The 638-nt window shown below is 57.1% G+C and carries 2 protein-coding genes; both read right to left on the reverse strand.

Translation table 11 applies throughout. The annotated features are described in order from the left end of the window. Window positions 1–179: DUF3333 domain-containing protein (locus tag A3754_RS25945; protein ID WP_369817577.1), on the reverse strand; the 179-nt coding region annotated here is incomplete at its 3' end. 13 nt (window positions 180–192) lie between these two features. After that, the coding region (locus A3754_RS04515; protein ID WP_156496787.1) for a PstC family ABC transporter permease at window positions 193–638 on the reverse strand (446 nt) is incomplete at its 5' end.

Raw genomic sequence — 638 nt, forward strand, 5'->3', positions numbered from 1 at the left:
AGCTGGATTTCATACTCCACGAAAGCACTGTGACCCTTGCCGATAATATCGGTGAACAGCAGCACCAACGCCATCAAACCGATGCCAATCGCACCAAGACCAAAGGCCTTGAAGCGTTTCTCTGCCCGGTAGCGTCGGGCCAGGGTCTTGCGAACTTTTTCTGTGGTTTGGCTCATCATTTTTCTCCCGACGCTAGTCGTACTGCTCGCGGTATTTCTTCACGATATGCAGCGCGAAGATATTCATGACCAGGGTAGTGATGAACAACATCAGGCCCAGGGCGAAGGCCGCCAGGGTCTTGGCGCTGTCGAATTCCTGGTCGCCGGTCAGCAGAGTCACAATCTGTACGGTGATGGTGGTGACCGCTTCCAGCGGGTTGGCGGTCAAATTGGCGGCCAGGCCGGCGGCCATCACCACAATCATGGTTTCACCAATGGCACGGGAGGCCGCCAGCAAAATGCCCCCCATGATCCCCGGCAGCGCCGCCGGGAAAATCACTTTCTTGATGGTTTCACTCTTGGTGGCGCCCAGCCCCAATGAACCGTCACGCATGGCCTGGGGCACCGCCGTAATCACGTCATCTGCCAGGGATGACACAAACGGAATAATCATGATGCCCATTACCAGGCCCGCCGCCA

This window comes from Alcanivorax sp. HI0083 (assembly GCF_001635175.1).